General features: G+C 36.0%; 10 protein-coding genes. 1 reads left to right on the forward strand and 9 read right to left on the reverse strand.

The window, feature by feature from the left end; all coding sequences use genetic code 11:
- On the forward strand, nt 1-813 hold the full coding sequence (kdsA, locus tag L2B55_RS10360) for a 3-deoxy-8-phosphooctulonate synthase (RefSeq protein ID WP_237844932.1): 813 nt from the start codon (nt 1-3) through the stop codon (nt 811-813).
- On the opposite strand, the gene L2B55_RS10365 is transcribed toward kdsA, so the two are convergent.
- The 9 genes from L2B55_RS10365 to L2B55_RS10405 all read right to left on the reverse strand — a co-directional run bounded on the left by L2B55_RS10365 (nt 814) and on the right by L2B55_RS10405 (nt 13,309).
- Nucleotides 814-1,215, reverse strand: a complete 402-nt coding sequence (locus L2B55_RS10365; RefSeq protein ID WP_237844939.1) for a thiol-disulfide oxidoreductase DCC family protein — start codon at nt 1,213-1,215, stop codon at nt 814-816. It abuts the gene before it with no gap.
- Between the two features lie 22 nt (nt 1,216-1,237).
- Complete coding sequence (locus L2B55_RS10370; RefSeq protein ID WP_237844941.1) at nt 1,238-1,675, reverse strand: DUF6526 family protein; 438 nt, start codon at nt 1,673-1,675, stop codon at nt 1,238-1,240.
- 5 nt (nt 1,676-1,680) lie between these two features.
- The gene (locus tag L2B55_RS10375; protein WP_237844952.1) at nt 1,681-3,606 is read right to left on the reverse strand and encodes an OmpA family protein; all 1,926 of its coding nucleotides are present in this window, start codon (nt 3,604-3,606) and stop codon (nt 1,681-1,683) included.
- A gap of 106 nt (nt 3,607-3,712) precedes the next feature.
- The gene (locus tag L2B55_RS10380; RefSeq protein ID WP_237844954.1) at nt 3,713-4,336 is read right to left on the reverse strand and encodes a 7-carboxy-7-deazaguanine synthase QueE; all 624 of its coding nucleotides are present in this window, start codon (nt 4,334-4,336) and stop codon (nt 3,713-3,715) included.
- A 178-nt stretch (nt 4,337-4,514) separates the two neighbouring features.
- Nucleotides 4,515-5,396 carry a bifunctional 5,10-methylenetetrahydrofolate dehydrogenase/5,10-methenyltetrahydrofolate cyclohydrolase gene (locus L2B55_RS10385; RefSeq protein WP_237844956.1) on the reverse strand — a complete coding sequence of 294 codons (882 nt, stop codon included), beginning with the start codon at nt 5,394-5,396 and terminating at the stop codon, nt 4,515-4,517.
- A gap of 64 nt (nt 5,397-5,460) precedes the next feature.
- Nucleotides 5,461-7,248: a translation elongation factor 4 gene (gene lepA, locus L2B55_RS10390; RefSeq protein WP_237845038.1), complete on the reverse strand. Its 1,788-nt coding sequence runs from the start codon at nt 7,246-7,248 to the stop codon at nt 5,461-5,463.
- Nucleotides 7,249-7,377: 129 nt separating this feature from the next.
- On the reverse strand, nt 7,378-9,585 hold the full coding sequence (locus L2B55_RS10395; RefSeq protein WP_237845041.1) for a DUF4954 family protein: 2,208 nt from the start codon (nt 9,583-9,585) through the stop codon (nt 7,378-7,380).
- A gap of 12 nt (nt 9,586-9,597) precedes the next feature.
- The gene (glmS, locus tag L2B55_RS10400; protein ID WP_237845043.1) at nt 9,598-11,433 is read right to left on the reverse strand and encodes a glutamine--fructose-6-phosphate transaminase (isomerizing); all 1,836 of its coding nucleotides are present in this window, start codon (nt 11,431-11,433) and stop codon (nt 9,598-9,600) included.
- Between the two features lie 499 nt (nt 11,434-11,932).
- Nucleotides 11,933-13,309: a sigma-54-dependent transcriptional regulator gene (locus tag L2B55_RS10405; protein ID WP_237845051.1), complete on the reverse strand. Its 1,377-nt coding sequence runs from the start codon at nt 13,307-13,309 to the stop codon at nt 11,933-11,935.
- Nucleotides 13,310-13,339 lie beyond the last annotated feature (30 nt).

Consider the following 13,339-nt stretch of genomic DNA (forward strand, 5'->3'; position numbering starts at 1 on the left):
ATGTTAGTAGACATTCCTAAAATTAAGTATAAAGATTCATCCAACTTTTTTTTATTAGCAGGTCCTTGTGCCATCGAAGGTGAAGAAATTGCATTACGAATCGCAGAACGAATTGTTAAGATAACTGATAAACTTAATATTCCCTATGTATTCAAAGGTTCTTACCGTAAAGCAAATCGTTCTCGTTTAGATTCATTTACAGGTATAGGAGACGAAAAAGCATTAAAGATTTTGGCCAAAGTAGGTCAAGAATTTGGCATACCAACAGTTACCGATATTCATGAAAGTGGAGAAGCGGCAATGGCGGCCGAATATGTAGATGTATTGCAAATTCCAGCGTTTTTATGTCGTCAAACCGAACTATTGGTAGCAGCAGCAAAAACAGGCAAAGTAGTTAACATCAAAAAAGGACAATTCCTTTCAGGACAATCAATGAAGCATGCTGTTGGTAAAGTTCAGGATGCTGGTAATGATAAAATCATTTTAACAGATAGAGGTAATTCGTTTGGTTATCAGGATCTAATTGTAGATTACCGTAACTTGGTTGAAATGAAGCATTTTAATGTTCCTGTTGTTATGGACTGTACTCATTCCTTGCAGCAACCAAATCAGGAAAGTGGAGTTACGGGTGGTAAACCAGAATTGATTGAAACTATTGCAAAAGCTGCAATTGCAGTAGGAGCAGATGGTTTATTCATTGAAACACACCCTGATCCTAAAAATGCAAAGTCAGATGGAGCTAATATGCTTCAATTGGACTTATTAGAAGGATTATTAGAAAAGTTAACCAGGGTTCGTCAGGCGGTTATTTAATCAATTAATAAACCTCGACTGTAGATCTGGAGTAGGAACCATGCACTGATCACGTTTTCCGAACCATTGATAACGTTTAGCAGCTATTTGGTCATAAATCCAGTCTCTGATGAACTTTGGAACGAGGATTAGAACAAACAGAAGGGGGAAAAATCCTCTTAAATTCTTGAGAACATATAAGGCCCCGGTTGATTTCAAGCGGGGTTTGTTATTTTCAATTAAAACAAACGAACTAAAATCCTGAAAGTTAATATTGTATTTTTTAAGCTGTTGTTGACCAAATTGAGATTGCAAGGATGTAAATTTGAATTTTCCTTTTGGATCGTTCTTTATCACAAATTGAACTGCTCCATTACAAAGATTACAAACTCCGTCAAATAAAATCACCCTATCTTCATTCATTATTAATAACTGAATTCAAAATTTAAACCCGGTGGAAATCAGGTCTCCATTCTTTTATAAGCAATTTGATCTCTTTATTTGAAAGATTTTCTTCAGCTGCCCTTATTGCTAACTCTACAATTTCAGTATCTGCGGCAAAACGCAATGCTATAATCTGACTGGTTCTTAATCGCTTATCCAACGGTTTACCAGTTAATACAAAAAAACGAAAATTTTCCTCAGCTTTAATAGCCCTGTCTTGAGCTTTTAAGGCAAATACACGCGCATAATAGGCCAAAATGCTTACCGTCATAAAAAGTAAGCATATTAATGAAGCACTGTACAAATTAGTGCTATTATTGAAAGATGCCACAAGGTTTACAACTGAGCCAATTAGTCCAACAGTTAACAGAAAGAATAATAGAACATGATAGCCTTTTACCAATCTGCGATGATTCCCATAGTTTTGCGTCGAATTCATAAAAACTACTGTATACTTACAATTTTCAACTCGGTTCTTCTGTTGTTGGCTCTACCTTGAACAGTATCGTTAGAATCTATAGGTTGATTTTCCCCAAAACCTTTATAAGTAAATCTCTTTGGATTGGGTATAGCGCGCAATAAATACCCATACACAACTTTTGCTCTGTTTTCAGACAATTGCTGGTTAGATTTATCGTCTCCAACATTATCAGTATGGCCTGAAATTTCAATTGCAAGTTCAGGGTTTTGTCGCATAAAGTTAACGACCTTTTGTAATTCAATCATTGATTCAGAACTCAATTTGAAAGAATTTGTCTCAAAAAAAATGTTTTTTAATACAATCTTTTCACCCACAGCAATTTCCTTCAATGGGGCTTTAAGATTAACAACACCACCATTCTTTATATTAGTAGTTGAAAAATAACCTGAATAAAACAAGTAACCTTCTTTAGAAACATTCATTGCATATTCATTCCCATGTGGTAGACTTGCGTAAAACTGCCCTGTTAGAGAATTTGAAACAGATCGATAAACTGTTTTTCCGGTTTTTAAATTTTGAACCTCTACAACAGCATCTAACTTATATCCTGTTTTTTCATCATAAACCACTCCGTTAATAAAAGTTAGTATGTTAGGTCTTAAGCTTTGAGGAATATCAAATACATACAAATCATGACCAGCTTTGCCCTCTGTATTATTGGTTGAAAAATATCCCTTAGACCCATCTCCGGTAACCACAAGACAAAAATCATCCATATGGGTATTGATAGGATAGCCTGCATTTACTGCAGGTTTCCAGCTCCCATTAGTATCTTTTTGAGAAAAATAGATGTCGCTGTTACCCATTCCTGGCCACCCGTTGGAACTGAAATATAGAGTTTCATTGTCAGGATGTATAAATGGGGATTGTTCATCCTCAGGTGTGTTAATAGTTGGACCTAAATTTTCAGGTTCACTCCAACTTTCATCATCCTCCAAATAGGATTTCCAGATATCAATTTTCCCTTGTCCACCTTTTCTGTCGCTGGCAAAATAAAGTGTTCGACCATCCGGAGCCAGACAAGGCTGTGATTCCCATGCACCTGTATTTATTGGACTACCAATGTTGACTGGGGAAGACCATTCATTACCATTTAATTTAGAATAATAAATATCACACCTACCATGGCCTCCTGGAGCATTACAAATGGTTAATAAAAGATACTGACCGTCAGATGATAAACTTTGTGCACCTTCATTTAAGTAAGAAGTGTTTATATTTCCTTTCAGCTTAACCGCATTAGACCATTCATTGTTTATAAGTTCGCTTGTGTAGAAATCCTCATTATTTGCTTCTTTTCGAGTAAAAATCATCATTTTACCATCGGCAGTTAGGCTTGGTAAATATTCATCAGCATTCGTATTAATAGCCGGACCTAAATTTTGAGGATTAAAAGGAACTGGATTTTTTTTTGCCTCTATTCCAAACTTACAGTCCGCCAAATATTTTTTGGTTTTACCAATGAACTGTTGGGGCTTTTCAGCATACATCATAAATTTATCGAGATGCTTTTTAGCCTGTTCATAATTGCCTTCCTTTAATTCAATTTCACCCAAATAAAAATAATCTTGCTTTAAATGATCCGGATAAAGTGTTACAACCTGAAGATAGTTTTCTTTGGCCTTACTATTATTTTTATTGATACGATAGATATCTCCTAAACGCTGATAAGCTTCGATAAATGATTTATCTTCCTTAACTGCCTTTTGAAGAACATCAATAGCTCCTGTGTAATTTTTTACATTCAGAAAGTTATCAGACTGTTCATATAGCTTAATAGCTTGCCTTGAGGTTGTTGAATAGGAGACTTGAGCCTTGCCGTAATGTACAGAACAAAGAAATACGATAAAGATGGACGCTAACTTTAACTTGGAGAAAACAAGTCTCATTTATGTCAGTAACTTGTTACAATATAAAACTTTAAAACTTAAGTTAAAATTAAAGCTTTTAAATATTGTTCAAATAGCGATAAATAATTTATGTTAAAAATGGGTACTAAGGAATATTTAGGTATTTATGAGTTTGCAATGAAATTTCCCACTTAGGGTTATTCATTACATAATCAACTATAAGGGGTATCATTTCCGTTGCCTTACTCCACTCGGGTTGAAGATACAACTTACAGTTCTCAGAAACACTCTCAGCATGTTTTTCAGCCCATTCAAAATCAGATTTATTGAATACAATAACTTTTAACTCATCGGCTAAAGGTAAAATTTCAGGCCGAGGGGCCTTAAACTTTTTAGGCGACAAACAAATCCAATCCCAGTTGCCTGAAAGGGGATATGCTCCTGATGTTTCAATAAAAGTCTTAATGCCTTGGGATTGTAATTGCTTGGTAAGGTATTCAAGATTATAGATCAGTGGTTCTCCACCTGTAACCACAACAGCCTTAGAAGGATATTTAGCGGCATTTTCTACAATTACATCTGAAGAAGTTAGCGGGTGAAGCTCAGCGTCCCAAGATTCTTTAACATCACACCAATGGCAACCCACATCACATCCTCCCAGGCGAATAAAATACGCCGCTTTTCCTGTATTAAACCCTTCTCCCTGAATGGTATAAAATTCCTCCATTAGAGGCAACAATGTTCCGTCTTCTGGTACCTGAACCGACATGCTAGATTTTTTTAAAGCCGCAAAGATAAGAATGTTTAAAAACTCTTACCGTAATGGCGATATAACGTACTGAGGTTATTACATTAAAATGATGATTTTGTTTTGAATAACAACAAAATCATCAAACTCCATAAAAAAACAGTACCTAAAGTGGTACTGTCTTTTTGTTATTTTTTTATTACTGATAAATCTCTTTTTTAGCAGCAGCCAAAGTATTTTTCAATAGACTTACAATCGTCATCAGTCCAACCCCTCCAGGAACAGGTGTAATGTATGAAGTTTTTGCTGCAACTTCATCAAATTTCACGTCACCCTTTAACTTGAATCCTGATTTTGTTTCATTTGAAACAACTCGATTGATGCCTACATCAATTACAATCGCACCTTCTTTTACCATATCAGCAGTTACAAAATCAGCTTTGCCAATTGCAGCAATTAAAATATCTGCTTTTTTAGTGTATTCTGTAATATCTGGAGTTTTGCTGTGCACAATAGTAACTGTACAATTACCAGGATTTGAATTACGCGCCATTAATATACTCATTGGAGAACCAACAATGTTACTGCGCCCTATAACTACACAATATTTACCGGTTGTATCTATTCCGTATTCTTCCAACATCAACAAAATACCGTATGGAGTGGCAGGAATAAAAGCTGGCAAATTACGTTGCATGCGTCCTAAATTAATAGGGTGGAAGCCATCAACGTCCTTACGAAAATCAATTGCTTCTGTTACTTTTTCAGCGTCAATATGTTTTGGAAGTGGAAGTTGCACAATGAATCCGTCAACTCCCTTATCTTTATTTAGTTCATCAATTTTTTGGAGTAACTCAGCTTCTGATACTGAAGAGTCATAACGCACTAAGGTAGATTTGAACCCTACCTTTTCACAGTTTTTCATTTTGCTGGCTACGTATGTTTCGCTAGCGCCGTCATTACCAACCAAGATAGCCACCAAGTGAGGTTGACGACCAGTTTGCTCCGTAAACGTAGCTGCCTCGGCAGCAATCGTATTCTTCAGTTTTTCAGAAACTAATTTTCCGTCAAGTAATTGCATTATACTAATTGTGAATTACGGATTACGAAATGAATAAATAGAGTCATCATAATCCTATTTTTTTCTAATCAAGTTTCAATACTGCCATAAACGCTGATTGCGGAATTTCTACCGAACCAACCTGACGCATCCGTTTTTTACCCTCTTTTTGTTTTTCCAACAACTTACGCTTACGTGAGATATCACCACCGTAACATTTTGCAGTCACATCTTTACGCATAGCCTTTACGGTTTCACGTGCAATCACTTTGGCACCAATTGAGGCTTGTATAGCTATTTCAAATTGTTGGCGTGGCAATAGCTCCTTTAGTTTTTCACAGATTTTCTTACCAAAGTTATAAGCATTACTCCTGTGAATTAATGACGATAATGCATCAACAGGATCTCCGTTCAACCGAATGTCCATTCTTACTAAGTCTGACTCGCGATAACCAATCTGATGGTAGTCAAATGAAGCATAACCTTTTGAAATGGTTTTCAATTTATCGTAAAAATCAAATACGATTTCACCCATCGGCATTTCAAAGGTTAACTCCACACGATCTGAAGTAAGGTATGATTGATTTACAATAGTTCCTCGTTTTTGGATACAAAGTGATAGTACTGGGCCTACAAAATCAGCTTTTGTAATGATTGTAGCCTTAATGAAGGGCTCTTCAATTAGATCAAGCTTGCTTGGATCCGGAAGGTCAGAAGGATTGTTTACAATAATTTCCTCATTATCTTTTGTTAAATAAGCTTTATAAGAAACGTTGGGAACTGTAGTAATTACTGTCATTCCGAATTCGCGTTCCAATCGCTCTTGAATAATCTCCATATGGAGCATACCCAAGAAACCACAGCGGAAACCAAATCCTAAAGCAGCCGATGACTCTGGCTCAAATACAATAGACGCATCGTTCAATTGTAATTTATGCATTGACTCGCGAAGTTCCTCAAAATCCTCAGTATCAACTGGATATATCCCGGCGAATACCATCGGCTTAACCTCTTCAAATCCCTTAATTGCTTCACCCGGATTATCAACTTTAGTAATGGTATCACCTACCTTTACTTCACGGGCTTCTTTAATACCGGAGATGATATATCCTACATCACCTGTCTTAATTACATCTTTAGGTTCCTGGTTAAGTTTAAGAATACCAACCTCATCAGCGATGTATTCTTTACCGGTTGCCACGAACTTTACTTTATCATTTTTGCGAATTTCACCGTTTAAAACCTTGAAATAAGCTATAATTCCACGAAATGAATTAAATACAGAGTCGAAAATTAATGCTTGCAAGGGACCGTTGGGATCACCTTTAGGAGCTGGGATACGCTCTACAATGGCATCCAAGATTTTATCAACACCCATACCTGTTTTTCCAGATGCAGGTATGATTTCATCACGATCACAACCAATCAGATCAACAATTTGGTCTTTAACTTCTTCAGGCATTGCACCCGGAAGGTCCATTTTGTTAAGAATAGGAATAATATGCAAGTCATGTTCAAGGGCCAGGTACAAATTTGAAATAGTCTGAGCCTGAATACCCTGCGAAGCATCAACGATTAATAATGCACCTTCACAAGCCGCAATTGAACGTGAAACCTCATAGGAAAAGTCAACGTGCCCTGGTGTATCAATTAAATTGAATACGTAATTTTCACCGTTAATCAAATAATTCATTTGAATAGCGTGACTTTTAATGGTAATACCACGTTCACGCTCCAAATCCATATCATCCAATAGCTGAGCCTGTGCCTCACGTTGAGTAATGGTTTTGGTGTATTCCAATAAACGGTCGGCAAGGGTACTTTTACCGTGATCAATGTGCGCAATAATGCAAAAGTTACGAATGTGCTTCACCCGAATAATAAATTATATAGTTTTTAAGTTGATGATTACCATAAAACAGATTATAACAAAAATCAACAGGCTGCAAAAATACGCTTTTAACGCGTATTTTCGCAGCCTGCCATAATATTTAATCGTTTACTATAAAGCGTTTACTTTGTTTTTGTACAGTGCTACCTGTTCCAAAAACAATAAATAACTGTTTTGAACGGTTTTAATGAATTCATTGTCATTAATATTTCCGAGCACAACTTCCATTTCCTTCTCATTATCATAAGGTAATTTGCGGAATTCGTTCATATAGTCCTTATTTCTTGATTCAAACGTCCGGTCTTTAACCTTTGCCGCAATTTCAATTGCCCAGTCTAGCCATTTATTCCATTTTTCTTCAATTTCTTCAAGTGAACCTACAATATGGAGATCTTTTAATGCGGCAAATGCATATTCAGCCTTTCGTTGTTCATAAAAACGATGTAAATAATTGTAATGATCGTGAATCATATTCCAACTACTTAATGAGCCATCCTTAATTCTATCTTTTAACTCATTTAGATCATGTTCACTAACCAATTGTCCACCCAAATTAACCCATTTAGAGCGTTTGCAATCACCTAATCGCGCAATTATTTGCTTTAAGTTTACGAGTTTGTGTGTTTTGGCATATTGAATTAACGTCTTAATTCCGAAGTAATGGATCATTTCCTTGTATGCTTCATAAGCTTCCATCGGTTTAAGTATAATCGATTTACGACTATTAGCTTCAATCACACCTCCTAACACTTCAATTTGATTCAACTTTTTAGTTGAATTTAATAATATACTTCTACCAATCTCATCGTATTCTTTACCTGTATGCCCGTTTAACTCTTTCTTTCTGGAATAATCGTTGCCAGTCCAGATTTCCATTTGATGAATAGCTTCGAAAATTTCCTCAATGGTATCTGGAGCTAAATAATCAAACTCAAACTCCTGATACTTAACTATTCTGCCATCGCGAGCTGCATACTTCCATGCATTACGAGCAAGTGCATACATGTTGTACATCCACCAATAAGCGGGAATTATCTGTAATAAATCTTCACGTTCATTAATAGAAACTAATGCAAATGGCAGAGAAATATTTAATTCAGCAGGATAGGAGCCTTTGGCTAAAAGGGTATAGGATGCGAACTTGCTATTATGTTTTAGGCTTACACATAATCCCGGCCAAAATCCACGACCAGCTACTATTTCTCCATCATTTGCCCTTGAGTTATGATTTGAACCAATAGTTGCCCCGGCTGCAATATTACTTTGTCCTAAAACAGTCGAAGCAATTAAAAATGAATTATTATGATGCTGTTCATGTCCTGGATAAATTAGACAATTTAAAACTTCACAGCAAGAAATAGTTGAGTTTTCACCTAAAATTGAGTTAATCAACCTAGCACCGTATTTAAGTGAAGAGTTGTTACCAAGGGAAAAACGAACTGCTTTTACACCATAGAATATTTTACATCCGTAACCAATAATACCGTTTACCAATTCAACACCTTCGCCAATTTGAGTACGGCTTTCATAGTTGCTATTAATAGTAAGATTCTTCAGTTTATTAGCTCCTTTAATGTAAGCTCCATCACCAACCTTGACATCTTTGATAATTTGACAATTCTTAATCACACATTGCTCACCAATTGTTCCATAGTAACCACGCGAAGATGGAAACTGATTTTGTGTAATTTCAAGGAATTTATCCATTAACTTATCATCGTCACGGTATTTAGACCACAAGAATGCATCACTAGTTAACATACCATCAAACGGAAGAACTTTACGTCCTCCGTTTTCATTGCAGATTTCAAGCCATATTCTAACTGATTCCTCCTCACTCTTTTTTATGATACCGTTGCCAAACTTTGAATAATTAGATACCTGAAGTTCATTTACATTAAAAAGAATCGTTTCATTTCCAATGATGTAATGAGATACATAGCTTACATTATTGATCGAAACATTATTTCCCAAATCACATGAAACAATTGTTGAATTGTACAAACCAACAGGGTAGCGCATGTCGTGATATTCAAGAAAATATTCTTCTAAATCACCAATACGTACCAAACCGTAAAAATTACAGTTACGAACGTAACTAGGGTTAAATTTATCGCTCACCCAAATGTTTAGCCACTCATCAGCTAAATTATTATTGGCCTGCAAAAGCTGAATTTCATCCCTCCTTAATTGACGTTGCTTTCTTACTCCTGATTGTTGAAATCGCAAATAGTATTCATCTTTTCCGTCAGGAAGATGTTCACCCGAAATAAAGTTATGTCCGAGTTGGAGCATGGAATCTTTTTTAATCAAAGCCATAGCTGAGCGTGTTTATTCTACGGTTACTGATTTTGCTAAATTACGAGGCTGATCTACATTACATCCCCTTAAGACACCGGTATAGTATGCAAATAGTTGCAGTGGTATAACTGACAATAATGGTGTTAACATTTCATCTGTCTGTGGAATTTCAACAATATGATCAGCTAGGCCTTTTACTACATCGTCTCCTTCAGTTACAATGGCGATAACTTTACCCTTACGAGCTTTTACTTCTTGAATATTTGAAACAATCTTTTCGTAAGTATGATCCTTTGTTGCAATGAAAACAACCGGCATTTCTTCATCAATAAGAGCAATTGGGCCGTGTTTCATTTCTGCAGCCGGATAACCTTCTGCATGGATGTAAGAAATTTCTTTGATTTTAAGTGCACCTTCTAGAGCAATAGGGAAATTATAACCACGTCCAAGATAAATCATGCTTTTTGCATCCAAATACAAGCTAGCCAGAGACTGAGTAATATAAGAGTTATCTAAAATCTGCTGTACTTTTGCTGGAATTTGGTCAAGCTCATTAACGATTTTCTTAAAGCGATCATTGTCAATGGTTCCTTTTTCTTTGGCTACTTGTAATGCAATTAAATATAAAACAGTAAGCTGGGCTGTGAAAGCTTTGGTACTAGCTACTCCAATTTCTGCTCCGGCATGGGTGTAAACTCCAGCATGGGAAGTACGCGGAATAGAAGAACCTACAACATTACAAACACCTAATATAATGGCTCCCATCTCTTTTGCTTTTTCAATAGCAACCAAAGTATCAGCAGTTTCACCTGATTGGGAAATAGCAATTACGATATCTCCGTCACGAACTACAGGGTTACCATAGCGAAATTCGGAAGCATACTCAACTTCAACAGGAATGCGGCAAATTTCCTCAAACAAGTAACGCGCAACCATCCCTGCATGCAATGAGGTTCCACAAGCAATGATAATGATTCGCCTTGCATTACACAGGTGATCGATATATTCTCTAATTCCTCCTAGACGAACTTTTCCCTCTTCAGGTAGTATTCTGCCTCGCATACAATCGTAAATTGTTTTAGGTTGCTCGAAAATCTCTTTCAGCATATAATGCTCGAATGCACCTTTCTCTATTGCAGCCAGCTCAATGTCAAGTTCTTTAATATAGGTATCATGTACATTATTCTGAAGGTCAGTAATAGTTAGCTTACCATTTTTAATTATAGCTACTTCAAAATCCTTTAGATAAACTACTTGATTAGTATATTCTATAATTGGTGTAGCATCAGATGCAAGGAAAAACTCATCTTTACCTATACCTACAATCAAAGGAGAGCTTTTCCGAGCTGCAATTAAAGTGTCCGGCTCATGTTGAGACATTACCACAATTGCATAGGCACCAGTAACACGTGTTAAAGCTACACGTACAGCATCTTCTAAGGAGCAATTCAAATTCTCCTGAATATCCTCTATAAAGTGGATTAGCACTTCGCTATCAGTATCGCTTTCAAAATGATGCCCTTTATTAATGAGTTCTTGCTTAAGAGTGGCATAGTTCTCAATAATGCCGTTGTGTATGATTGCTAAATCTTTTTTATCAGATAGATGGGGGTGAGAGTTACGATCGCAAGGTTCACCATGAGTTGCCCAACGGGTATGTCCCATGCCAATTGTACTTTTGATCTCGTTATTGGCTGCATGCTCTTCCAGATTAATTACTTTTCCTTTTTTCTTGAAAATTGTTAAATCTGGATTCATTACAGCAATACCAGCGCTATCATAACCACGATATTCTAAACGCTTAAGTCCATTTATTAAAATTGGTAAAGCCTGCTGTTGGCCAACGTAAGCAATAATTCCACACATAATTAGTAAAGTTTTAGGTTCAATATTTACAATGCAATATTTCAGGCAATGCGTTAATCTAGTCTGTTTAATTTTTGTGATTAATGATTATTAATTGGCGCAATGAACATGCCATTAATCACCACAAAAATATTTCTTATTTAAATGGAGAAAAAAATGTAAAAAAGTAGAATAGACAGTAAATATGAATGTTTTTTATTTTTTATAGAAAGTGCACAAAACTTGTAAGATAGTAGTTAAAAGTATTGCTTATTACTAAACTATAAGGGTAATTTTTTTCAATATTTTAATAAGTATGCAAGATTATTCATTTAATGGTAAAACCAATAAGGGATATGGTTTAACGCTGCCATTTATTGTAAAATTTAAAAACTTTACCAGTTAACCTTTTTGAAATTTCATAAAATACGCATAAAAGTTACTTTTTTTGCAAATGAAGAAAGCAGGGGCTAACCCCTGCTTTTTAATTTTAACCTATTAAAAAAATAACTTCAGTAAGTTAATTCACGACAATTTCTTCACGCTTTAACCCAAATTTCTCTATTTTGCTATACAAGTGACTCCGTTGGATATCAATCTCATCGGCAGTTTTTGAAACATTCCAATTATTTTTTTCAAGTTTATGTTTAATAAACTGTTTTTCAATGTGGTCTTTAAACTCTTGAAACTTAGTAAAGTTTTCAAAATCAAACCCCTTACTATTGCTTGTTGAAACCTGTGGAGTGTGAGAAAACATTTGAACGTCTTTATCTGTGATGACTTTATCACTCATAATGATTAAACGTTCAATCATATTATGTAACTCTCGAATATTTCCTGACCACTCCAATTGTTCCAATGCACGCAAGGCCTCCCTGGTCAATTGTTTTCCCGGCATTCCGTAATCTGAACAGATTTCTTCTAAGAAATTTTGCGCAATTAGGTTAATATCACCGGTTCTTTCTTTTAAAGGTGGAACATTAATTATAATAACGCTCAAACGATGATATAAGTCTAATCGGAAATTACCTTTATCAATCTCTTTCAAAAGATCTTTGTTGGTTGCAGCAATTACCCGAACATCCACATCAATTTCTCGTTCACCCCCAACACGAGTTATTTTATTTTCCTGTAAGGCTCTGAGTACTTTTGCTTGGGCTGAAAGACTCATATCACCTATTTCATCCAAAAATAAGGTGCCACCATGAGCTTGCTCAAATTTACCAATGCGTTGCTTTATTGCAGAAGTAAATGAACCTTTTTCATGTCCAAATAATTCGCTTTCAATTAGTTCAGATGGTATTGCCGCACAGTTTACTTCGATAATAGGACTGCTTGAGCGATTACTTTTCTCATGAATCCATCGGGCTACAAGCTCTTTACCCGAACCATTGGGGCCTGTCACCAGTACTCGTGCATCAGTAGGGGCCACCCGTTCTATTGTTTCCTTAATTTTCTGAATAGCAGCCGAGTTTCCTAAAATTTCACGGGTTTTGGAAACCTTTTTCTTCAATACTCTAGTTTCAGTGGCTAAAGCACCCCGATCTAGAGCATTGCGAACCGTAATTAAAAGTCTATTTAAATCAGGTGGTTTGGAGATGAAATCGAAAGCGCCTTTTTTGCTTGCCTCAACAGCTGTTTCTACAGTTCCATGTCCAGAAATCATTATAAACGGCAGATCAGGATTAGTTTGCTGAGAGCGTGTAAGCACTTCTAAACCATCCATCTTGTTCATTTTAATGTCGCATAACACAAGATCGTAGTTGTTTTTGGCAATCATTTCAAGGGCAGATGTACCGTTATCGGTATCATCAACATCGTAATTCTCATACTCAAGAATCTCGCGCAAGGTATTCCGAATACTGCGCTCGTCGTCAACGATTAATAGTTTTGCCATATTGTAAATATAAAAAACCCTGCAACTATT

Origin of the sequence: Solitalea lacus (genome assembly GCF_022014595.1) — a bacterium.
GTDB classification, from domain to species: domain Bacteria; phylum Bacteroidota; class Bacteroidia; order Sphingobacteriales; family Sphingobacteriaceae; genus Solitalea; species Solitalea lacus.